16 protein-coding genes and 1 pseudogene are annotated in these 21,251 nt (G+C 72.4%); 11 read left to right on the top strand and 6 right to left on the bottom strand.

Annotated elements, in window-relative coordinates; all coding sequences use genetic code 11:
• Positions 1 to 7: 7 nt before the first annotated feature.
• Positions 8 to 2,617 carry a S8 family serine peptidase gene (locus O7608_RS00655; protein WP_289208141.1) on the bottom strand — a complete coding sequence of 870 codons (2,610 nt, stop codon included), beginning with the start codon at positions 2,615 to 2,617 and terminating at the stop codon, positions 8 to 10.
• A 35-nt stretch (positions 2,618 to 2,652) separates the two neighbouring features.
• Here O7608_RS00655 and O7608_RS00650 point away from each other — a divergent pair, with 35 nt between their 5' ends.
• Positions 2,653 to 4,488: a glycerol-3-phosphate dehydrogenase/oxidase gene (locus tag O7608_RS00650; protein WP_289208140.1), complete on the top strand. Its 1,836-nt coding sequence runs from the start codon at positions 2,653 to 2,655 to the stop codon at positions 4,486 to 4,488.
• Positions 4,489 to 4,549: 61 nt separating this feature from the next.
• On the opposite strand, the gene O7608_RS00645 is transcribed toward O7608_RS00650, so the two are convergent.
• Positions 4,550 to 5,944: an FAD-binding oxidoreductase gene (locus O7608_RS00645; RefSeq protein ID WP_289208139.1), complete on the bottom strand. Its 1,395-nt coding sequence runs from the start codon at positions 5,942 to 5,944 to the stop codon at positions 4,550 to 4,552.
• 112 nt (positions 5,945 to 6,056) lie between these two features.
• Here O7608_RS00645 and O7608_RS00640 point away from each other — a divergent pair, with 112 nt between their 5' ends.
• From O7608_RS00640 to O7608_RS00630, 3 genes are all read left to right on the top strand, one after another.
• The gene (locus O7608_RS00640; protein ID WP_289208138.1) at positions 6,057 to 7,235 is read left to right on the top strand and encodes an FUSC family protein; all 1,179 of its coding nucleotides are present in this window, start codon (positions 6,057 to 6,059) and stop codon (positions 7,233 to 7,235) included.
• 36 nt (positions 7,236 to 7,271) lie between these two features.
• Complete coding sequence (locus O7608_RS00635) at positions 7,272 to 9,071, top strand: PrsW family intramembrane metalloprotease (protein WP_289208137.1); 1,800 nt, start codon at positions 7,272 to 7,274, stop codon at positions 9,069 to 9,071.
• Between the two features lie 134 nt (positions 9,072 to 9,205).
• Positions 9,206 to 10,018: a MerR family transcriptional regulator gene (locus tag O7608_RS00630; protein WP_289211145.1), complete on the top strand. Its 813-nt coding sequence runs from the start codon at positions 9,206 to 9,208 to the stop codon at positions 10,016 to 10,018.
• 9 nt (positions 10,019 to 10,027) lie between these two features.
• On the opposite strand, the gene O7608_RS00625 is transcribed toward O7608_RS00630, so the two are convergent.
• Positions 10,028 to 11,218, bottom strand: coding sequence for a helix-turn-helix domain-containing protein (locus O7608_RS00625; protein WP_289208136.1), 1,191 nt, complete (start codon positions 11,216 to 11,218; stop codon positions 10,028 to 10,030).
• Positions 11,215 to 11,376 (bottom strand): hypothetical protein, encoded by a 162-nt coding sequence (locus O7608_RS00620; RefSeq protein ID WP_289208135.1) that lies wholly within the window; start codon positions 11,374 to 11,376, stop codon positions 11,215 to 11,217. Before O7608_RS00620 ends, O7608_RS00625 begins: the two co-directional genes overlap by 4 nt.
• A gap of 516 nt (positions 11,377 to 11,892) precedes the next feature.
• On the opposite strand from O7608_RS00620, the pseudogene O7608_RS00615 reads away from it, so the two are divergent.
• Both O7608_RS00615 and O7608_RS00610 read left to right on the top strand, forming a co-directional pair.
• Positions 11,893 to 13,012 (top strand): annotated as a pseudogene (locus O7608_RS00615) (helix-turn-helix transcriptional regulator).
• A complete protein-coding gene (locus O7608_RS00610; RefSeq protein ID WP_289208134.1) occupies positions 13,009 to 13,584 on the top strand; it encodes an HD domain-containing protein in 576 nt (191 codons plus the stop codon). The pseudogene O7608_RS00615 and the gene O7608_RS00610 overlap by 4 nt, the downstream one beginning before the upstream one ends.
• A 142-nt stretch (positions 13,585 to 13,726) precedes the next feature.
• On the opposite strand, the gene O7608_RS00605 is transcribed toward O7608_RS00610, so the two are convergent.
• Positions 13,727 to 14,065, bottom strand: coding sequence for a GroES family chaperonin (locus O7608_RS00605; protein WP_282225299.1), 339 nt, complete (start codon positions 14,063 to 14,065; stop codon positions 13,727 to 13,729).
• A 200-nt stretch (positions 14,066 to 14,265) separates the two neighbouring features.
• On the opposite strand from O7608_RS00605, the gene O7608_RS00600 reads away from it, so the two are divergent.
• Positions 14,266 to 15,540, top strand: coding sequence for an AI-2E family transporter (locus O7608_RS00600; RefSeq protein ID WP_289208133.1), 1,275 nt, complete (start codon positions 14,266 to 14,268; stop codon positions 15,538 to 15,540).
• Positions 15,541 to 15,580: 40 nt separating this feature from the next.
• Here O7608_RS00600 and O7608_RS00595 read toward each other — a convergent pair whose 3' ends face one another.
• Complete coding sequence (locus O7608_RS00595) at positions 15,581 to 17,794, bottom strand: ATP-dependent DNA helicase (RefSeq protein ID WP_502959159.1); 2,214 nt, start codon at positions 17,792 to 17,794, stop codon at positions 15,581 to 15,583.
• A 144-nt stretch (positions 17,795 to 17,938) separates the two neighbouring features.
• Here O7608_RS00595 and O7608_RS00590 point away from each other — a divergent pair, with 144 nt between their 5' ends.
• The 4 genes from O7608_RS00590 to O7608_RS00575 all read left to right on the top strand — a co-directional run bounded on the left by O7608_RS00590 (position 17,939) and on the right by O7608_RS00575 (position 21,240).
• Complete coding sequence (locus O7608_RS00590; protein WP_289208132.1) at positions 17,939 to 18,445, top strand: DUF402 domain-containing protein; 507 nt, start codon at positions 17,939 to 17,941, stop codon at positions 18,443 to 18,445.
• Between the two features lie 90 nt (positions 18,446 to 18,535).
• A complete protein-coding gene (locus tag O7608_RS00585; RefSeq protein WP_289208131.1) occupies positions 18,536 to 19,465 on the top strand; it encodes a PPK2 family polyphosphate kinase in 930 nt (309 codons plus the stop codon).
• 138 nt (positions 19,466 to 19,603) lie between these two features.
• On the top strand, positions 19,604 to 20,230 hold the full coding sequence (locus tag O7608_RS00580) for a DUF47 domain-containing protein (protein WP_289208130.1): 627 nt from the start codon (positions 19,604 to 19,606) through the stop codon (positions 20,228 to 20,230).
• A gap of 5 nt (positions 20,231 to 20,235) precedes the next feature.
• On the top strand, positions 20,236 to 21,240 hold the full coding sequence (locus O7608_RS00575; RefSeq protein ID WP_289208129.1) for an inorganic phosphate transporter: 1,005 nt from the start codon (positions 20,236 to 20,238) through the stop codon (positions 21,238 to 21,240).
• The last annotated feature ends 11 nt before the right edge of the window (positions 21,241 to 21,251 follow it).

The following is a 21,251-nucleotide window of genomic DNA, read 5'->3' as shown; positions in this document are numbered from 1 at the left end:
GTCGACCTTAACCGGCTGCCTGCGCGGCCTCGACCGCGGCGTACGCGTCGACCAGGCCGGCTCCGGTCAGGTTCGCCCGGTCGCCGCAGGGGTCGGCGAACCCGGTCGACGCGTCGCCGGCGGTCTGCCGCAGGATCTCGTCGGTGCGTTCCAGGTCGCCGATCAGTGCGGGGTTGGCCGACCACATCAGCGCCACCACGCCGGCGACGTGGGGTGCCGCCATCGACGTGCCGTCGAGGGCCGCGTACCCGCCGCCGGGCATCGCCGACAGCACCGCCGCGCCGGGGGCGACCAGGTCCGGCTTGACGTCGCCCTGCGGCGCCGGACCCCGGCTGGAAAAATCGGTCACCGTACGGTCGCTGTCGACCGCGCCGACGGTCAGCACGTCGGCGTACGGGGCCGGCGGGTCGTCGACCGAGCCGCAGAACGGGCCGGTGTTGCCGGCGGCGGCCACCATCATCAGCCCGGCGGCGGCGAGCGCCTGCGTCGCCGGCGCCAGCGAGTCGAGATCGCAGCCTTCCAGCTCCGGGCAGCCCCACGAGTTCGTCAGCACGTGCGGTGCCCGCTCCGGTCGCCCGTCGCGCAGCGGATCGCCGCCGGCCGGGAACGGTGCCAGCATGAACTGCAGGCAGTCCAGGTAGCGGGCCGGGTTGCCGAGGTTGCGGTCGAGGTTGACGCAGCCCACCCAGGAGGCGCCGGGGGCGACCCCGATGGAGGTGTCACCGACCGCCGAGCCGAGTGTGTGGGTGCCGTGTCCGTTGTTGTCGGTCGGCGTACGGGTGTCGTTCCACGGGTCGTACCAGGAGTCGTCGCCGCCCCGGAACCCTTCGGCCAGCGCCGGATGCCTACCGTCCACTCCGGAGTCGGAGGAGCCGACGACGATCCCGGACCCGTCGACGTCGAGCTCGGACCAGACTTCGTCGGCACCGAGCATCGTGATGTTCCACTGTGGTGAGGACGGGGCCGGCTCGTCGCCGCCGTCGCCGGTGACCGGGGCGGGCAGCGGCCGCAGCTGCGGGCTGAGCAGCACCCGGTCGACGTCGGCGCGGCGCGACAGCCACGCCCGTACCGCCGCGCCGCCGTCCACCTCGATCGCGTTGACCAGGTAGTACGGGGTGTACGACAGGCCCCAGCGGTCGAGGTCGGCCCGTAGGCCGGCCTGGCTGGACTCGGCGGTGTCGACCAGCCGGCGGTAGACCTCGCCGATCCGGGCGTCGCGGCCGGCCGGCCCGGTGGCCCGGGTGACGTCGGACAGGTCGGCCTGTTCGCGCAGCACCACGAAGAGGCGTTCGCCGTACAGGCCGGGTTGCCCGGCGGTGAGGTACACCGCCGTACCGGTCGCCGCGAGGACCGCGACCACGACGGCCGCGACGATCCGGCGCGGCCGCACGCTACCGGCCGGCGCGGTGCCGAGCCGGCCGGCACCGGCCCGGCCGAGTCCGACGCCGAGGATCACACTGAGTACGACGCCGAGCGCCCACGCCACGCCGGCTCCGACCGCCGCCCAGAAGGGCAGGTCCCGGCCGATCAGCAGCAGCGAGATCTCCTCGCCGTCGAGGAAGGCGAGCGGTCCGACGACGGTCGACCCGACCAGTACGCCGACCGGGGCGCTGCCGGCCATACCGCGCCCGGCCCGAGAGGTGCCGGCCCGATCGGTGCCTGCTGCGGCGCCGCCTGCCGGGGCGCTGCCGGTCCGGCGGGTGGCCCAGACGATCGCGGCGGCGGCGTAGCCGATCGGCGGCACCGCCAGCAGGGCGACCAGTTGCACCCCGGGCTGGCCGACCCCGGCGGCGAGCAGCGCCAGGCCGACCCCGGCGACCGTGCCGCCGGCCAGCACGGTCCGCACCGCCGACGGGCCGCGCGCGGTGTCGCCGATCGCCGACCAGTAGCCGGGCGGCAGCAGCTCGACGGCGTACCAGCCGACGGCGGCGGCCGCGACGAGCGCCAGCAGGGTCTCCGCGACCCCGCCGAGGGCACCGAGCCAGAGCCATGGCACCAGCATGACCAGCCCGGCCGCGACGGCGATCAGCGTCGGCGTCAGCCGGTCCCGCCCGGCCGCCGGTTCCGGCGCGGCTTCGGCGGTGGCCGCTTCGGCGGTGGCATCAGCGGCGGGGGTCGCTTCAGCAGCGGGGGCGGCTTCAGCGGCAGGGGTGGCGGTGCGGCGGCGTAGCGTCCGCAGCAGCAGTGCGCCACCGGCGGCCAGCGCGGCGAGCAGCAGCAGGTACAGCTCGTGCTGCGCGCCGGGAAGCGCCCGGATCAGCCCGAACCCGGCGAGCGCGAACGCGCCGACCAGCCAGGCGCGGCCGGTGGCCCGGACCGCGGTCGACCGGGGGACCAGGGCCAGCAGCATCGCCGGCACCCCGACCAGCAGCGCGTTGCCGAGTCCGATCAGCGGCCACACCACCGCCGGCCGGGGCAGGCCGCTGGCGAGCAGGACCTGGTCGGTGAGCCAGCCACCGGCCTGCGCCAGCACGGTGACGCCCAGTGACCAGAGCCCGACGGCGACGGCAGCGATCACCGGCCACGGGCTCGGGGCGGGGGCCGGTGCCGGGTAGGGCGCGACGGGGTAGGGATGACCGGGGAAGGGGTGTCCGGGAAATCCGGGGACCTGCGACATGTCCGCCACGATAGGCGGGCGGTTACGGTGGACGGGTGCGTGACCCAGCCGTTTCCCGGTATGCCGCCGGCCAGCTGTCCGTGACCCGTCGTGCCGCCGACCTGCGTCGGCTGCGCAGCGAGCGGTTCGACGTCCTGGTGATCGGCGGTGGCGTGACCGGCGCCGGTGCCGCCCTCGACGCCGCCTCCCGTGGCCTGAAGGTCGCGCTGATCGAGGCGCGCGACTACGCCGCCGGCACGTCCAGCCGGTCCAGCAAACTGATCCACGGCGGCCTGCGCTACCTGGAACAGTTGGAGCTGGGCCTGGTCCACGAGGCGCTCACTGAGCGTGGCCTGCTGGCCACCCGGATCGCGCCGCATCTGGTCCGGCCGGTGCCGATCCTGGTGCCGTTGCCGCACGGCGACGCCCCCGGGGTGCGGGCGCTGCCGGGCCGGGCCTGGCGACGGGCCTACTACGGGGCCGGTGTCGCCGCGTACGACGTGTTCGCCGGTGTCTTCGGCGGCGGCCGGGGCATGCCGCTGCACCAGCACCTGTCCCGCGAAGGCGCCCGGCGGGTGTTCCCGAGCCTGCGGCCGGACGTGGTGGCCGGCGCGATCCGCTACTACGACGGCCAGGTCGACGACGCCCGGCTGGTCGTGACGCTGGCCCGGACCGCCGCGAGTCTGGGCGCGGCCACGGTGACCAGCGCCCGCGTCGTCGGCCTGCTGCGGCAGGCCCGCGAGGTGACGGGGGTCCGGGTGCGGGACATGGAGGCCCGGCCCGGGGACCCGGACGCCGAGTTCGAGGTACGGGCCCGCACCGTGATCGCGGCCACCGGGGTGTGGAGCGACGACGTGTCGCGGATGCTCGGCGACGTCGGGGTCCGGCCCGGTCTGCGGGTACGGGCGTCGAAGGGCGTGCACCTGGTGGTGCCCCGGTCGGCGATCACCGGTGAGGCGGGGCTGATCCTGCGTACCGCCACGTCGGTGCTGTTCGTGCTCCCCTGGGGCGGGCACTGGATCATCGGCACCACGGACACCGACTGGCGGCTCGACCGTTCCCACCCGGCGGCCTCGGACCGGGACATCGGCTACCTGCTGGACCAGGTCAACACGGTGCTGGACCGGCCGTTGACGCCGCGCGACATCGAGGGCGTGTACGCCGGGCTGCGGCCGCTGCTGGCCGGCGAGGCGGACTCCACGTCGCGGCTGTCCCGGGAGCACGCGGTGGTCGAGCCGATGCTCGGGTTGCTGCTGGTGGCCGGCGGCAAGTACACGACGTACCGGGTGATGGCCGCCGACGTGGTGGACCGGGCGGCGGCCCGGCTCGGGGTGGCCCGGCCGTCGCGGACCGCGCAGTTGCCGCTGCTCGGCGCGGACGGCTACACCGCGATGTGGCGGGACCGGGCGGACGTGGCCCGCCGCAACGGCGTACCGGTCGGGGTGCTGGAGCACCTGCTGGAGCGGTACGGCAACCTCGCGGTGGAGCTGCTGGCGCTGATCCGGGACGATCCGCTGCTGGCCAGCCCGGTCTCCGGGGCCCCGGAGTATCTGGCCGCCGAGATCGCGTACGCCGCCCGCGCCGAAGGCGCGCTGCACCTGGACGACGTGCTGACCCGGCGGACCCGGATCTCGATCGAGACGCCGCACCGGGGCAACGACTCGGCCGAGCACACCGCCGAGGTGATGGGCCGGGCGCTCGGCTGGGACGACGCGGTCCGGGCCCGGGAGGTGGAGCACTACCAGGCGCGGGTGGCGGCAGAGTTGCAGTCGCAGCGGATGCCGGACGACGCGACGGCGGACGCGGCCCGGCTCGGTGCCGCCGACGTGCGGGGCTTCGCCGCCGACCGGGGCGTGGACTGGCCGACGGACACCGGCATCGCCACCGGCTGACGGCCGGCACCAGAGCTGGGCCGGCTCAGGAGCTCACAGCCGGCGTCTGCGCTGGGCCGGGTCAGAGCAGCTTGCCGGGGTTGAGCAGGCCGGTCGGGTCGAGCGCCTGCTTGATCGCCCGGTGCACCCGCATCCCGACCGGGCCGATCTCTTCGGCCAGCCAGTCCCGTTTGAGCAGCCCGACGCCGTGTTCGCCGGTGCAGGTGCCACCGAGGTCCAGGCCGAGCCGCATGATCACGTCGAACGCGGCCCGGCCCCGGGCCAGGCTCTGCGGGTCGGCGCGGTCGACCACGATGTTGGGGTGCAGGTTGCCGTCGCCGGCGTGCCCGACCACCCCGATCGGCACCTCGTGCGCGGTGGCGATCGCGGCGACCCCGTCGAGCATCCGGGCCAGCGCCGAGCGGGGCACCGCCACGTCGTCGATGATCAGCCCGCCGCTGCCGTCGGGGAAGGTACGGGCGGCGAAGTGCTCCATCGCCGGGTGGGCCAGCCGGCGGGCCTGCAGCAGGGCGGCGGCCTCGACCGCGTCGCTGGCGGCGTACACCTCGGTGGCGCCGGCCGTGGTGCAGACCTGGGCGATCCGGTCCAGGTCGGCGCTGGCGGCGGTGCCGGTGTCGACCGAGGCGAGCAGCAGCGCGGCGGCGTCCGTGCGCAGCCCCATCGGCCGGTACGCCTCGATCGCCTGCAGGTGGGTGCGGTCCAGCAGTTCCAGCAGGCTGGGGCTGAGCCCACCGGCGGCGATGTCGGCGACGGCGGCCCCGGCGGCGGTGGTGGAGTCGAAGACGGCGACCAGGGTGAGGGCGGTGTCGGCGGCGGGCCGCAGCGCGACGGTCACCTCGGTGATCACCCCGAGGGTGCCTTCGGAGCCGACGAACAGCCGGGTCAGGTCGTAGCCGGCGACCCCCTTGGCAGTACGCCGGCCGGTCCGCAGCACCTCGCCGCTGGCCAGGACCACTTCGAGGCCGATGACGTACTCGCTGGTCACGCCGTACTTGACGCAGCACATGCCGCCGGCGTTGGTGGCGACGTTGCCGCCGATGGTCGACGACTCCCAGGAGCCGGGGTCCGGCGGGTAGCGCAGCCCGTGCCGGCCGACCTCGGCGGCGAGCGTGGCGTTGACCACGCCGGGCTGGACGACGGCGGTGCGGTTGACCGGGTCGACGTCGACGATCGTGTCCATCGCGACGGTGGAGACGACCACCGCGCCGTCGACGGCGTTCGCCGCGCCGGCCAGCCCGGTCCGCGCCCCCTGCGGCACCACCGGTACGCCGTACCGGGCGGCGACGCCGACGGTGGCGACCACCTCGGCGGTCGTGCGGGGCCGGACCACGACGGCGGGGGTGCCGGCGGCGCAGAGGTCCGCCTCGTCGCGTTGGTGGCAGCGCAGCAGGTCGGGGTCGGTGAGCACCGCACCGTCGGGCAGCACCGCGCGGAGGGCGTCGATGAGGTCGGACATGGTCGCAGGCTAGCCAGCCGGGCGGTGCCTCGACCAGCGCGGGACACCACCAGGCTGGGGGATATGTAGGCATGCGCCGGTTTGGTGCAATTCCGCTCGGTACGCTGCGCGCATGGCCGTCGCCGGAAAGTCGTCCCGCCCGGCGGCGGGCCCGCGCCTCGCCGCGATCCTGACCGTCACCCGCAGCCGGGCGTCGATGGAGTTCCGGGAACGCTCGGAACGGGTCCGCGCCAACATCGTCCTCGCCCTGCAGGCCGGTCTGGCAGCCGCCATCGCCTGGTTCATCTCCCACCGGGTGATCGGCCACGAACTGCCGATCTTCGCCCCGATCTCGGCGGTCGTCATCCTCAGCGCGTCCATCGGCCAGCGGCTGAAACGTACCGCCGAACTGGTCGTCGGCGTCGCGATCGGGATCGCGGTCGGCGACGCCATCATCCTCTCCATCGGCACCGGCACCTGGCAGCTGGCGTTGATCGTGCCGCTCGCGGTGATCGCCGCCGTCTTCCTCGGCGGCGGATCGGCCCTGGTCACCCAGTCGGCGTCCTCCGGGGTCCTGGTCGCCACCCTGCTGCCGACGACCCAGAGTTTCTATCCGGACCGGTTCATCGACGCCCTGGTCGGCGGTCTGGTCGGCCTGGTGGTGCTGATCCTGCTGCTGCCGCTGAACCCACTGACCATCGTGCGCCGCGCCGCCGACCCGGCGCTCGACATCCTCGGCGACATGCTGATCCGCTCCGGCGACGCGCTGGCCGCCGGGGACCGCCGCCGCGCCCAGGCCGCCTCCCAACGGCTGCACGACGCCGAGAAGGAGTTGTCCGCGTTCCGCGACGCCGTCCACGCCGGGCACGAGACCGCGGTGCTGGCACCGGCCCGCTGGCGGGCCCGCGCCCCACTGGCCCAGTACGCCGAGAGCGCCGAGTACCTGACCCGTGGGTTGCGCAACTCCCGAGTGCTGTCCCGACGGGTGGTGTCGATCCTGACCGACCAGGAACCGGTGCCGCCCAGTCTGCCGCCGGCGATCTGCCACCTCGGCGAGGCGGTCCGCACCCTGCGGTACGAACTCGACGCCGGCGCCGACCCGGCCCGCACCCGGCGGCGGGCCCTGGACGCGGCCCGCTGCGCCGCCGAGGCGTACGAGTCGGGGGTCGGCTTCAACGGCTCCGTGGTGATCGCCCAGATCCGGGCCACCGCGAGCGATCTGGTCCGAGCCAGCGGCACCGCGCCGGACGAGGTCGAACGGCTGGTCGGCGAGGCGTTCGGCCGCGACGTGACGGCCAACGAGCAGACGTGATCCACGCGGTGGGACCGGGCTGGTTAGGCTGACACAATGGTCGACTCTCAGTCCGGCGGTTCCGCGCCGGAGCGTCCCCGCACGGACCCGACCGAGACCGAGGCGACCGGGCCGACGGAGGCGGTCGAGCCGGCCCCGCCCGCCTCGGCTGAAGTCGAGCCGGTCGCGGCGGTCGAGCCGGCCCCGCCGGCCTCGGCTGCGGCGTCGGTCGAGGTCGAGCCGGCCCCGCCGGCCGACGAGGCCGTGCCGGCCGGTCGGCTGCGGCGCAGCGTCTGGCTGCGCTGGCTGGCGTTGGCCGGCATCGTCGTGCTGATCGCCGGTTGCGGCGTCGCCATCCTGGTCTACCTGGGTACGGCGATCGGCCCGGTCGCGTTGACCGTCGGCGTCATCGCGGCGGTGCTGCCCGTACCGGTGCTGGTCGCCTGTTTCCTGTGGCTGGACCGGTACGAACCGGAGCCGGTGCGCTACCTGGCCTTCTGCTTCGCCTGGGGCGCGTTCGTCTCCACGTACGCCTCGCTGAACGTGAACAACTTCTCGGCGGATCTGCTCTACAACCTGGGCTACTCGGAAGCGCTGGTGGCGGTGCTGGTCGCCCCGTTCATCGAGGAGCTGACGAAGACCCTCGGCCCGATCCTGCTGCTGCTGACCCGCCGCCGGGAGTGGTCCGGCATCACCGACGGACTCGTCTACTGTGGCATGTCGGCGATCGGCTTCGCGATGGTGGAGAACATCCTCTACCTCGGCGGGTACGGCTACGCCGCCGGCGCCGAACAGTACGGCCCGGCGACCGGCGCGCAGAACGTCTTCGCCATCTTCATCGTGCGGATCCTGTTCACCGGGTTCGCCCACCCACTGTTCACCTCGATGGCCGGCGTGGGGCTGGGCATCGCCGCCCGTACCGCCGACCGCCGCATCCGGGTCCTCGCCCCGACCGCCGGCCTGCTGCTGGCGATGATGCTGCACGGTGCCTGGAACCTGATCCCGACCCTGGTCGAGGCGACCGGGCAGACCCTCATCCTGCTGTACGGCTACATCGGGCTGATGGTGCCGATCTTCTTCGGCATGGTCGGCCTGGCGGTGTGGCTGCGCAGCTGGGAAGGCCGACTCACCGAACGGGTGCTGCCCGACTACGTCCGCGCCGGCTGGTTCACCCCGCCGGAGGTGGCCGCGCTGGGCAGCCTCGGCCGGCGGCACTCCGCGCGGCGCTGGGCGCGACGGGTCGCCGGTGACCCCGGCCTGCGGGCGATGCGGGACTTCCAGGCCGGTGCGACGAAGCTCGCACTGCAGCGGGACTCGCTGATCCGTGGTCTGGAGTCCACCCCGAAGCAGTTGGCCCGGCACGCCAAGGAGGAGCACCGGCTGCTGACCGCGTTGGCCGGCTACCGGCAGGTGTTCGTCGGCCGCGATCCGCAGGCCCCGGCGGCGACCTGGGACGGCGAGCGCTACCAGATGGCCTTCCCGGACGGCGTGACGCGGCCGGTGGACGCCCCGGACGAGCCGGTGGTGCCGATCCCGGTGGTGCTGACCGCGCCACCGCCGCCGCCCCCGCCGGTGTACGCCTACGGCGGTCAGCCGGGCTGGCCGTACGGCGGATCCCCGCCGCCCCCGCCGCCGCCCGGTTACGGCCCGCCGCCCGGCTACGGCCCACCGCCTCCTGGCTACTACGGCGCGCCGCCGCCCGGCTACGGGCCCCCGCCAGGCTACGGCCCACCCACTGGCTACGGCACGCCGCCGGGTCACGGCCAGCCGCCCGGCTACGGCCAGCCGCCGCCGGAGTACCGTCCGCCGTCGGACTACCAGGTCCGGCCCGGCCACTACGACCCGCCGACCAACTGACGGTGTCGGCTCGCCTGGCTGCTGTTGCTGCACATGCCGTAGTGGCATGTGGTCTCCTCGAGACACCTCAGCACGAAAGGCTCAGCCTGTGACGTACTCCTCCGTCATGCCTCCCCGGCAGGTCAAGATCGGTGATGCGGCCGTCTTCGCTGGGACCACGCCGCGCCATCCGCCACTACCACCAGATCGGTCTGTTGCCGGAGCCCGAGCGAGGCGTGGACGGTCGTCGCCGCTACGGCTACGACGACATGATCCGCCTGCTGTGGGTCCGCAAGATGGCGGATGCCGGCATCAGCCTCGACGACATGCGGGCCGCCTTCGAGGGGACCCGGGACATCGGGGAGATGCTGGGCCGGTTGGCGCAGACCCTGGCTGCCCAGGAGGCCGACATCAGTCGCCAACGCGCGGCCGTCCAACGCCTTCAGGCCGTGGGCAGCCCGCTGGGGCTGCTCTCCGAACTGGTCACGGACCGGCTCGCCCACCTGCCGCCGGGTGCACTGCGCCCCGCCGACCTGGACGCGCTGCTGGTCACGGAACGCATCTTCGGCCCGCTGGGCGCCGCTGTCCAGGCCAGCGTGTTCATCGTGCTTGCCACCGACCCTGATCTGCGGGCGGAGCAGGAGCGTCTGGACGCGGCCGAGGCGGCTCTGGATGACAGCGTGGACCCCGAGGACCCCCGGGTGGAGGAACTCGCCGTTCAGCGATGCGCCCACCAGATAGCCCTGGATCGGGCAGTCGAGTCAGCCGGGTTGGATGCGGCTGAGGAGCAGCTCTTCGAGATCGACGACGCCGAGCCGACGGAGGAGAAGGGCCCTCGGATGAGCGCCTTCGAAGCAGTCACGAAGATGCCCTACGACTGGTCACCTGCCCGGAAACGCTGTGTGGAACGCATGACACAACTCCTCGCCGAGACCCACTGGCAGCCGACTGAACGCCCGGGTTCCTGAACCGGATGCCTAACGGGTGAGCCCGAGCGCCGTGGCCAGTCGGGCGACGCCGGCGGCGTGCCCTCCGGTGCGGGCGATCTCAGCGACGAGGGTACGGGCGGAGGGTCGGGCGCGGATTTCAGCCGGTGCGACGCGGTCGGCGTCGACGAGCCACCGTCCCGCTCCGGCGGTGTCGCCGGTGTCGAGGTGGGCGCGGGCGGCGTCGAGCAGGTACGCGGCCCGGTGTTCGGCGGGTAGTCCCTGCCAGAGTTGTCGGCTGGTGGCGGTGTCGTGTCGGCGTACGGCCTGGTGGGCGTCGCCTGACTCGACGGCCGCCACGACGTGCGCCAGTTCGACGGCGGCTGGGCCGAACGTGGAGGTGCGGTAGTCCTGCCCGTCACCGACCTGCCCGGCGACGGTGGCGGCTTGGGTGAGGAGTTCGCTGGCGCTGTGGGTGTCGCCGCTCCCGGCGGCGGCAAGGGCCGCCTGCAGCAGCAGCGTCCCGTACACCGACTGCCGTTCTGTCGACGCGGCTCCTCCGGTTGACGCGGCTACCCGGTCGGCGGCGGTGATCGTCGCCGCCATCGCGAGTCGGGGCTGGTCGAGGGCCCGTAGGGCCTGGGCGAGTGGCACCACCGCCGACCCGGCCGACACCACGTCGCCGTCGGCTGCGGCGAGCGCCCGGTCGGCGGCCAGCCACGCCAGGTCCGGCTCGCCGACCTTGATCAGCACCAGCGCGGTGACCCGGTACGCCCGCACCACCAACTCCGCGCCGTGCTCCGGCCGGGCGGAACGCAACCGGCGGGCGGTGTCCAGCAACTCGGGTGCCGCCCGCAGCAGTCGGGGATAGTCGCCGTGCCGGTACGTCGCCCACGCATGCTCCACCCGCCGCACCGTCTCCCCCGACAACGTCGGCGACACACCGCCAGGTGCGGTGCCGAATACGGCGTAGCTGGCCAGCGCTGCCCGGACCGCGTCGACACCGGCCGTCGCCTCACCGGTCTGCGGCCGACCCTCGCCGCCGTCGAGCAACTCCGCCGGGTCGACCCGCAGCACCTCGGCGACCTGCCGGATCACCGAAAACCTGTCCAGTCTGCGGACGCCGCGTTCGACCTTGTCGACCCAGCTCTTCGACCGGCCGATCCGATCGGCGAACACCTGCTGCGTCATCTGCCGCCGTACCCGCCACAGCGCGACCCGACGACCCACGCCCACGGTCACCGGCGGCCTCCCGCGTCGATCCACGTCCACGCCACGAACCGTTCATACAACTCGCGCGGATCGGTGATGCCGGCCTCCCGCGCCGCCACCGGCAACAGTTCACCGACGTCCACCGACAACGCGACCGGCTCACCCACGTAGGCCTGCGCCAACTGCACCCGACCCGGCGGACACGGCCACGGCGTCCCGTCCGGACACACCGCACACCACCACGACGGCCGCACCGGCTCATGCACCGGCCCCCTACCGGCTGCGGGTGTCCTCACGGCAGGAAGTGCCGGCCGGCGTTACCACCCCGCCGCGACGCCCGATCAGTACGGGTCGCCGGCCGCCGATCCGGCGGCGACGCGCTCACCTCGGCGAACCGCCGCCGGCCCGGCACCGGATACACCACATCCACCGGTACGTCCGCACGCTGAAACCACTTCCCGAACACGATGCCCCCTCGAAGCGAGTTGGAAGGGCGGCGACCCCGAGGTGGCTCTCCACGACAACCCCGAGGCCGCCGCCGGCTAACCGGTACGTGTCCACACTTGGCACGTTCGGTAGCCACAACGCTACGATCGGGGCGAGGTTCGTAGGACTCACCGGCAGTACGAGTAGGTAGGCGGCCAGAACCGCTTCAGAGCCCTCCCCGGTACAAACGTAAACCGCCGGTCGACGTAGGGATATGCATGGCAGATCTCGCACGATCAAGCCGCCAGCGCGGTGACACAACCGGATACCTGTTGAAGCTCATCCGGGAATCCGTCCCGTTGACTCAGGAACAGCTCGCTACAGAACTCTCCGTTGAGCGCACGACCGTGCAGAGCTGGGAATCTGGACGTCGACCGTTCGCGGCCGTGCCGTTAGGGCAGGCAGTAGCAACACGGCAGGCTCGGTGCAGACCCCACCCTGCTCTCCGCGATCGAGGACGCCGTCGAGGCTGACTTCATCCTCACGTCAGTGCTGAACGACAGGATCGAACGCACCGACATCGCCGAGCAACCGCTCGGCTGGTCAGTCCTTACCCACCGCCTCACCGATCTACTACTCTGGACGGTGATCGGTCAGACACCCGCTTTCATCCAGAGCCGCCAGGCTCCGCAGCGCCGTCGTGGACCGGTGGCTGCCAGCCCGCTGCTGTCCGCCGACGAACGCCGAGCATTTTTCACTCACCTGCAGGTACTCGCCGAGCGTGCCGCAGGTCAACGTCAACCGCATCTGCTCCTGCACCGGCAAGCATGCTTCCTAGCCGGCATGGACCCCAGCGGCACCTCCGAAGCCTGGCTCGCCCAGGACACCGCCACCAACGCCCGCCGTAGGCTTACCTTTCATACGTGGTCGCCGAAATGGCCCGACGCCAGGTCTGTAGCCACCTCGCTAGCGAAGCAGGGCAACCCTGAACCGCTCCGGGACTTCATCGCCAGAGCCCACCCGGACGACGCATGCGAACGCGCAGCCATCAACTACTCCGCCTACTGGGTCGGCGAGATCCCCTACCGCCAGCGTGACGACGCCTTCATGCCCGCTTCCACCTCCAGTTGGTACGGGTCCCGACTTCTACGACACCTGGTACACCGCCTGGAACCCGGTCACCCGTTCATCGACCTCAACATCCACAACCTCTGGTCTCTGCTCACTGCCCGGCGCACACTCATCCACGCTGACCCCGACAGCGCCCGCACCCTCGTCGACCGCAGCCCCGCACTCCTGGACAGCGACACGATCTCCGGCCAGTCCCGGCAGGAGCTAACCTCAGTGCTTTACAGCCTGCGTACCAACGGGTTTCCCGGCACAGGAACGAGCAGATGAGCGACAACCACGACGACACCGCCGGCGCGATGAAGTTCATCTTCGAGACCGGCGTACTCAAACGCGCCGCCCGCACCGGCTGGTGGTTCGCTGGCGTCGCCCAGCCCGAGTCCATCGCCGACCACTCGTTTCGTACGGCGATCGTCGGCATGATGCTCGCCGCGATGGAAGGCGCCGACCCGGCCAAGGTCACCATGCTCTGCGTCCTGCACGACACCCAGGAGACCCGCACCACCGACCTGCCGCACATCGCGAAGCGGTACCTCACAGCAGCACCCAGCACTGCCGTCACCGCCGACCAGGTCGCCGACTGCCCACCGGACGTCGCCGAGGTCATCACCGCCGCCGTCGCCGAGTACGAAGCCGGCGAAACCCTCGAAGCGGTCGTCGCCCGTGACGCCGACAAACTCGAACTGCTCGTCCAAGCCGTCGAGTACCGCCACCAGGGCATCGACAACGTCCAACGCTGGATCGACAGTTCCCGCGCCGCCCTCAAGACCGCCTCGGCCCACCGCCTCGCGGACGCCGCCCTGGCCGGACAACCACTCGCCTGGCTCGAACCACCGAAATAGGGTCGGCACCCTTTGGCGCGGCATCGGATGCGGGTGATCTGACGTGGCGTCGGCGTGTCGAGTCGATGGGGCGCAGTGGATCAAGGCGACGCCAAACGCAAGCGGCCCCGGTGAGCGGCAGGGCCGAGGAGTCAGCGCAGAGTCAGAGGTAGAGGCCGGTGGAGTCGGGTTCGACGCGGCGGGCGGCGACGGCGTGCACGTCGCGTTCGCGCAGCAGGACGTAGTCGCGGCCCTGCAACTCGACCTCGGAACGGTCCTCCGGGTCGAACAGCACCCGGTCGCCGTTGACGATCGACCGTACGTTGGGGCCGACGCCGACGGCGGTCGCCCAGGACAGTCGGCGACCCATCGAGGCGGTCGCCGGGATGACGATGCCGGCGGTGGAGCGGCGTTCGCCCTCGGCGCCTTCGAGTTTGACCAGCACCCGGTCGTGCAGCAGGCGGATCGGCAGGCCGTTGTCGTGCGGCGGGTCGGCGGTCACGTTCCGAACCGTACCGCGTGGCCATCGTCGGTCGGCCCCGGGTGGTTGCGGTAGTCGGTCTCAGGGTTTGAGCCGGACATGTTCCCGGGCACATCCGGGAGGAATCAGGGCTGCGCCGGGGCCGATTCGTGGCTGCTGAGGACTACCGTGTACCAGGCTGGGACAGATCAGAGGGGGTGCGCTTGAGCCGGCTTCAGCAGATGAGACGGCGGCTGCGCCAGGCGTACGAGGCCGGACGTCAGTCGGTGCGCACGGCGCGGGAGCGGGAGCGGTCGCGGCGGGGCAGCACGAGCGACGTCGACGGGCTCGATCCGGTCGCCGACGAGGTGGCCGAGGTCCCCCCGCCGGGTGACGGTCACCTGTCGACCAGCAGCCGCGACGACGCGGACGTACCGCACGCGCTGCGGCTGGCTGCCGCCTGGTCGTGGCGACTGATCGTCATCGGCATCGTCGGCTGGGCGCTGCTGGCGGTCATCGGCAGGGTCCGGATCGTCGTCATTCCGCTGCTGGTGGCGTTGCTGCTCGCTGCGCTGCTCGCCCCGGCGGTCGGCTGGCTGCTGCGGGCCCGGGTGCCGCGCACCCTGGCCACCGCCGTGGTGCTGATCGCCGGGCTGGCCGGTGTCGTCGGCACGTTGACGATGGTGGTCAACGAGTTCATCACCGGCCTGCCGGACCTGAGCGTGAAGGCATCCGCCGGGATCAGCCAGATCCAGGACTGGATGCGCACCGGCCCGCTGAACATGTCCGACGGGCAGCTCGACCAGTACATCGAGGCCGGCCAGAACTGGATCAACGAGAACACCCAGACGTTGACCAGCGGCGCGGTCTCCACCGCCGGCACCGTCGTGGAGCTGTTCACCGGTGCCCTGCTGGTGCTCTTCGCGACCTTCTTCTTCCTGCGCGACGGCCAGAAGATCTGGCGGTTCATGGTGGGGCTGTTCCCGACCGGTGCCCGGTGGCGGGTCGACGACGCCGGCCGGGCCTCCTGGTTGACCCTGGTCGCCTACGTCCGGGCGACGGTGCTGGTGGCGTTCATCGACGCCGTCGGCATCGGCATCTTCCTGGTGCTGTTCGACATCCCGTTCGCGTTCGCGCTGGCCGCGCTGGTGTTCCTCGGCGCGTTCATCCCGATCGTCGGGGCGACCCTGTCCGGTGCGGTGGCGATCCTGGTGGCGCTCGTCGACAGCGGCTGGGTCACCGCGCTGATCATCCTCGGGGTGGTCATCGGGGTGCAGCAGCTGGAGGGCAACGTCCTGCAGCCGCTGATCATGGGCCGGGCGGTGGCGATCCATCCGTTGGCGGTGGTGCTGGCGGTGACCGCCGGCATGGTGCTGGCCGGCATCGTCGGCGCGCTGGTCGCCGTACCGCTGATCGCGGTGCTCAACACGGCTGTCCGCCGGCTGGCCCGGCGGCGGCACGTCGCGGTGCCGCCCCCGGTGCCGGAAGCGGTGGTGATCCGCTCGACCCCGCCGTGACGGTGCCGCCCGGGCGACCACGCCCTACGCGGGGCACCGGTCAGCTGGCGGCCAGCCGGCGGAGCGCGCCCTGGACGACCTCCGGGCGGGTGGTGTACCAGAACGGTGGCAGCGACCGGCGCAGGAACGCGCCGTAGCCTCGGGCGGTCTCCAACCGGGAGTCCAGCACCGCGACCACGCCACGGTCGCCGTTCGCGCGGATCAGCCGGCCGGCGCCCTGGGCGAGGCGGACGGCGGCGATCGGCACACTGACGGCGGCGAAGCCGGAGCCGCCGGTGGCGTCGACGGCGGCGGCGCGGGCGGCAGCCAACGGCTCGTCGGGCCGGGGGAACGGCAGCCGGTCGATCACCACCAGCTGGCAGGCGTCACCCGGCACGTCGACGCCCTGCCACAGCGACATCACCCCGAACAGGCAGCTGGCCCGGTCCTGCCGGAACTGGCGGACCAGCAGCGGCAGCGCCTGCTCGCCCTGCACCAGCACGGTCAGCCCGGTCCGCGCCCGGACCAGCTCCGCGGCCTGCTGCGCGGCCCGTCGCGACGAGAACAACCCGAGGGTACGGCCACCAAGGGTGCCGATCAGCGACAGCAGCTCCTCCCCGGCCTGGGCCGGCAACCCGGAGACCGTCGGCCGGGGCAGGTGCGCGGCGACGTACAGGATGCCCTGCTTGGGGTAGTCGAACGGGGAACCGACATCGAGCGACCGCCAGGACAGGTCCTCGGCGGTGACCTGCACGGGCAGCGTGGCCTTGGCCTCGGACGCCGCCGCCCCGGCGCGCCCCGGGATGCCGGGCCGGGCGGGGTCGGCGGCCGGTGCCGGGCCGACGGTCTCCAGACCCAGCGACCGGGCGACGGTGTCGAACCGGCCGCCGAGGGTCAGCGTCGCCGAGGTGGCGACGACGGTCCGCTCCGCGTACAGATGGGTGGCCAGGGTGCCGGCGACGGACAGCGGCGCGACCACCAGGGCCCGGCGGCCGGCGGCCGGGCCTTCGGGTTTCTCCACCCAGGCCACGTCGTGCTCGGCCTCGTCGAGCAGCCGTTGCGCGGTCGTCGACAACTCGTCCAGCACCGCCTTGGACTGCTGCTTGCGCACCGGGTCCGGGTCGTCGGCCTTGACGTCGCCGATCTTGTCCAGCGCTGCCCGGGTGGCCGCCTCCAGCAGGGTGCACGCCTCCTGCAGCGGCTGCGGCAGCCCGGTGGTCAACCGCCCGGCGGGGGTTTCGGCGAGGCCGACGGCGAGGGCGTCGCCGGCCTCGGTCAACGCCTCGGCGGTATCCGGCGGCAGCAGCGGCCGGGCCCGACGGGCGGCCCGGTCCACGGCGTCCGGGGTCAGCTCCGCCTGGGCGGCCGACGACACCCGGTCGACCAGCTCGTGGGCCTCGTCGACGATCAGCAGCTTGTGCGGCGGCACGATCTGCCGGCCGGCGAGCATGTCGACGGCGAGCAGGCTGTGGTTGGTGACGACCACGTCGGCCTCCCGGGCCCGCGCCCGGGACGCCTCGGCGAAGCATTCGTCGCCGTACGGGCAGCGGCTGGCGCCGACGCATTCGCGGGCCGGCATCGACACCTGCCGCCACACGGTGTCGTCGACGCCGGGGTCGAGCTCGTCGCGGTCGCCGGTCTCGGTCTCCATCGCCCAGTCGCGCAGCCGCTGGACCTGTTTGCCGAGCCGGCCGGCGGCCCCGAGCCACTGGATGCCGCCACCTCCGCCGGTGCCGCCGTTGCGCTCGCCGCCGCCGCCGGAGGTGTCGAACAGGTCGGCCGGCTCCTCCTCGTCGGAGGCCTCCAGCCGGGCCAGGCACAGGTAGTGGTGCCGCCCCTTGAGCACGGCGAACGTCGGTCGGCGGCGCAGGATCGGCTCGGCGGCGTCGGCGATCCGGGGCAGGTCGTGTTCGACCAGTTGGGACTGCAGCGCCAGGGTGGCGGTGGAGACCACCACCGGGCCGTCGACGGTCAACGCCGGTGCCAGGTAGGCCAGCGACTTGCCGGTGCCGGTGCCGGCCTGGACCAGCAGGTGCGTACGGCTGCGGACCGCGTCGGCGATCGCCGCGGTCATCTCCTGCTGGCCGGGCCGGGCCGCGCCGCCGGGGACCGCGCCGACGGCGGCGGCGAGCAGCTCGTCGGCGCTCGGCCGGCCGCTGCCCCGGCCGCTGGCACTGCCGCTGCTGCGGCCGCCGACCCGGCCCTGACTCTGGCCGGCGGGGCGGGACGGCGTCGACTGTCCGGGCGTGGCGGTGGTGGGCAGAGCGGGAGTCACCGGGTGACAGTACCGACCGCCGCCGACGTGCGGCGGGTTGTCCACAGCGGGTCGCCGACGGTACGCGGAACGTGGCACACGGTGTACTCGGGTGTCACCTGCACGTTGCCTGCCGGCGTGATCCCATCGGTTAAGGTGCGTCACATGTCGAGCGATGTCGTGCGGGTGGTCTATCGCAAGTACGACGGCTCGGCGCACCGCGACTACCCGGCGCGCCGGTTGGCCGAGGACGATCTCGGCGTCTGGCTGGGTGTGGACCGGGGCACCCGGTCGATCTACCATGGTCGGCCCTCGGTGGAGCAGATCCCGTTCGTGCTGCTGGTGCCGCATCAGCAGTGGTGGACCTGCATGTTCAACCCGCCGCCGCGCACCAGTGAGGTCTACTGCGACATCGCGAGCCCGGCGCGGTGGGAGGACTCCGACACCGTACATCTGATTGATCTTGATCTTGATGTGGTGCGCCGCCGGGCGACCGGCCTGGTGGAGCTGCGCGACGAGGACGAGTTCGCCGAGCACCGGGTCCGGTACGGCTACCCGGACGACGTGGTCGAGTCGGCCTGGGCCGCCACCCGGTGGCTGCTCGACGCGCTCGACGACGGTACGGAGCCGTTCGCCTCGACCTACCGCAAGTGGCTGGCGCTGGTCTCCTGACCCGCCCGCGCTGGTCTGCTGACCCGGCCGGCGACGCACCGGTCCACTCGGAGGTGGGCGACCGGGCGGTGACTGCGCGATCATCGTCGGATGACTGCTGCTGAGGAGCATCCTGACGTACCGATCCGGGACCTGCTGCGGGTCGGTGCCGGCCGCCCGGTCGACCTGGCCGCGATCGACCCGAGGTCGACGCCGGGTCTGCCGCCGTTGCCGGTGACCGGCCCGGACCGCAAGGCGTGGGCCCGCGACGAGGTCCGCCGGCTCGGCGACGACCTGGCCCGCCAGCAGGAGATGCTGTACGCCCAGGCGGTGGCAGGCCTCGGCGACCGGCGGGTGCTGCTGGTGCTGCAGGCCATGGACTGCGGCGGCAAGGGCGGCGCGGTCAAGCGGGTGGCCGGCGCGATGAACCCGCTCGGCCTGCACATCCGGGCGTTCGGGCCGCCGACGCCGGAGGAGCTCGACCACCACTTCCTGTGGCGGGTGCGTCGGGCCCTGCCGGCCGCCGGCTACGTCGGAATGTTCGATCGGTCACACTACGAGGACGTGCTGGTGGTCCGGGTCGACGAGCTGGTCCCGGAGGAGGTCTGGCGACCCCGGTACGACGAGATCAACGCCTTCGAGGCCGAGCTGGTCGATGAGGGCTACACCTTGATCAAGGTGTTTCTGCACATCTCCTTCGACGAGCAGCGGACCCGGCTGATGTCGCGGCTGACCGATCCGACCAAGCACTGGAAGTACCACCCCGGTGACGTGGCGGCCCGCGCGAAGTGGCCCGAGTACCAGGCCGCGTACACCGAGGCGATGCGTCGCTGCGCCACCGACGCCGCGCCCTGGTACGTGGTGCCCGCCGACCGCAAGTGGTACCGGGACTGGGCGCTGACGCATCTGGTCCGGGAGCACTTCGCCGCGCTGGGGCTGAGCTACCCGCCGGCCGCCGTCGACCTGCGGCACGAACAGGCCCGGTTACTGGCCGGTGATGGTGCTGTGTCCGCTGATTCAAGTGAGGTGAACAGCAGATGAACGACAGCTGACCATATGGTGACTGGGGGTGGGCCGGTAGCAGACGGGATTCACGGTTCCCTAGCATTCCCTCAGCGCCGGCGGATCGTTCGCCGTGGCCAGCCCCTGTTTCCGCCATCCGTGACGAGGTCTGCTGCAGTGAAGTTCTCCTTCCGCCCCATCGAGGGCGCCTTCTACGAACTCTTCACCAAAGCCGCGCAGAACCTCGTGCGGGGAACGGAACTGCTCAACGAACTGGCGCTGCCCGGTGTCGACGTGCAGTCGGTCAGCGAGCGGCTGACCGAGGTCGAGCACGACAGCGACCAGATCACCCACGACCTCTACAAGAAGATCAACTCCGCGTTCATCACCCCCTTCGACCGGGAGGACATCTACCGGCTGGGCAGCCAGCTCGACGACGTGATGGACCACCTGGAGGCGGTCGGCAGCCTGCTCTACCTGTACGGGCTCACCCAGCTGCCGTCGCTGCCCCGGGAGATGCACGAGCTGATCGCCGTCCTCGACCAGCAGGCCCGGGTCACCGCCGAGGGGATGCCCCGGCTGCGGTCGATGAAGGACCTCGAGGACTACTGGATCGAGTGCAACCGACTGGAGAACGAGGGTGACCGGGCGTACCGGATGCTGCTGGTCCGGCTCTTCTCCGGCGAGTACGACGCGCTGACCGTGCTCAAGATGAAGGAGGTCGCCGACGAGCTGGAGGCCGCCTGTGACGCCTTCGAGCACGTCGCCAACACAGTCGAGACCATCGCGGTCAAGGAGTCCTGAGCCGCGTGAGCGCCGAACTCATCGCCGTCCTCGCGGTGATCACCGTTGCGATGGTCTTCGACTACACCAACGGGTTCCACGACGCGGCGAACGCCATCGCCACCAGCATCTCCACCCGGGCGCTCACCCCACGGGTCGCCCTGCTCATGGCCGCCGTCGGCAACTTCGTCGGCGCCCACTTCGGCGCCGAGGTCGCCAAGACCGTCGGCAGCGGCCTGGTCGAACTGCCGGCCGGGGTCTCCAGCCTCGGCATCGTCTTCGCCGGCGTGGTCGGCGCGATCACCTGGAACCTGATCACCTGGTACTTCGGCCTGCCCTCGTCGTCGTCGCACGCGCTGATCGGCGGCCTGGTCGGCGCCACCATCGCCGCCTCCGGCACGGTGCTGTGGAGCGGCATCGCCGGCGACGTGGTGATCCCGATGGTGCTCTCCCCGATGGTCGGCTTCGTCCTCGGGTTCCTCGTCATGCTCGCCGTGCAGTGGATCTTCCGTAACGGCCAGCCGGGCAAGCTCAACCGGGGCTTCCGGATCGCCCAGTCGATCTCGGCGGCGGCGATGTCGGTCGGCCACGGCATGCAGGACGCGGCGAAGACGATCGGCATCGTGGTGCTGGCCCTGTTCGTCGGCGGCTTCCAGTCCGACGCCGAGACCATCCCCGAATGGGTCTTCTGGACCTCGGCGACCGTGCTGGCGCTGGGCACCTACGCCGGTGGCTGGCGGATCATCCGTACCCTCGGTCGCAAGATCATCGACCTGCGGCCGCCGGAGGGTTTCGCCGCCGAGACCGTCGCCAGCTCGGTGCTCTACTTCAACGCCCTGGTCCTCGGCGCGCCGATCTCCACCACGCACACCATCACCTCGGCGATCATGGGCGTCGGGGTGACCAAGCGGCTGTCGGCCGTCCGGTGGAACGTCGCCGGCAACATCGTCGGCGCCTGGATCCTGACCTTCCCGGCGGCGGGCACCATCGGCGCGCTGATGTACTTCGCCGTCCGGCCGCTGTTCAGCTGACTCCGCCGACG

The sequence above is a fragment of the Solwaraspora sp. WMMA2056 genome (assembly GCF_030345095.1).
Taxonomy (GTDB): domain Bacteria; phylum Actinomycetota; class Actinomycetes; order Mycobacteriales; family Micromonosporaceae; genus Micromonospora_E.
This window is presented reverse-complemented; position numbering and strand designations above follow the sequence as displayed.

Bases quoted from the DNA above. Each gene is read 5' to 3' on its own strand.
- O7608_RS00655 (WP_289208141.1), bottom strand. From the start codon at position 2,617: ATGTCGCAGGTCCCCGGATTTCCCGGACACCCCTTCCCCGGTCATCCC.
- O7608_RS00645 (WP_289208139.1), bottom strand. From the start codon at position 5,944: ATGTCCGACCTCATCGACGCCCTCCGCGCGGTGCTGCCCGACGGTGCG.
- O7608_RS00640 (WP_289208138.1), top strand. From the start codon at position 6,057: ATGGCCGTCGCCGGAAAGTCGTCCCGCCCGGCGGCGGGCCCGCGCCTC.
- O7608_RS00635 (WP_289208137.1), top strand. From the start codon at position 7,272: ATGGTCGACTCTCAGTCCGGCGGTTCCGCGCCGGAGCGTCCCCGCACG.
- O7608_RS00630 (WP_289211145.1), top strand. From the start codon at position 9,206: ATGCGGCCGTCTTCGCTGGGACCACGCCGCGCCATCCGCCACTACCAC.
- O7608_RS00610 (WP_289208134.1), top strand. From the start codon at position 13,009: ATGAGCGACAACCACGACGACACCGCCGGCGCGATGAAGTTCATCTTC.
- O7608_RS00600 (WP_289208133.1), top strand. From the start codon at position 14,266: ATGAGACGGCGGCTGCGCCAGGCGTACGAGGCCGGACGTCAGTCGGTG.
- O7608_RS00590 (WP_289208132.1), top strand. From the start codon at position 17,939: ATGTCGAGCGATGTCGTGCGGGTGGTCTATCGCAAGTACGACGGCTCG.
- O7608_RS00585 (WP_289208131.1), top strand. From the start codon at position 18,536: ATGACTGCTGCTGAGGAGCATCCTGACGTACCGATCCGGGACCTGCTG.